Source organism: Campylobacter sp. B0100352/1, assembly GCF_020135855.1.
Lineage (GTDB): Bacteria > Campylobacterota > Campylobacteria > Campylobacterales > Campylobacteraceae > Campylobacter_D > Campylobacter_D taeniopygiae.
The window spans coordinates 1-553 of the sequence record NZ_JACHTP010000095.1 but is presented as its reverse complement, the minus strand read 5'-3'; the positions used below and the strand labels follow the sequence as shown (position 1 = coordinate 553).

General features: G+C 25.5%; 1 pseudogene. It reads right to left on the bottom strand.

The annotated features are described in order from the left end of the window. Positions 1-553: pseudogene (locus H2279_RS08690) on the bottom strand (amino acid adenylation protein); the annotation flags it as partial.

Here is a 553-nt window from a genome sequence, read left to right as displayed (position 1 = left end):
TATCAATCTTACCATTTTGATTGAGTTTAAAACTATCAATTCTTTTAAAATGTTTAGGTATCATGTAAAGAGGTAATTTATCTTTTAAAAACATTCTAAAATCAATTTCTTCTTTACTCTCATAAAAACAAATAATCTCTTCTTTAAAAATACAAGCAGAGTTTCTTACTTTATCATGAGAATTAATAATATTTTCTATTTCTCCTAGTTCAATTCTATGACCCATGTATTTGATCTGATTGTCTACTCTTCCATAACACAATAATTCTTCAAATTCATTATAAGCAACAATATCTCCTGTTTTATAGAGTAAATCTAAATAATTATCATGTAAAGGATTTTGTATAAAAGCTTTTTTGGTTTTTTCTTTATCATTGTAATATCCTAAAGATAAAGAAGTTCCTCTTACATATAATTCTCCTTTTTTGCCTATTTCTTTAGGACTTATATAATTCATATTTTCATCAAAGACTAAAAGTTCTGTATTTTTACAAGCTTTACCTATAGGTAAGAGTTCATCATCTTTGAAAGGGCGGTTGATGATGTAGTAGGT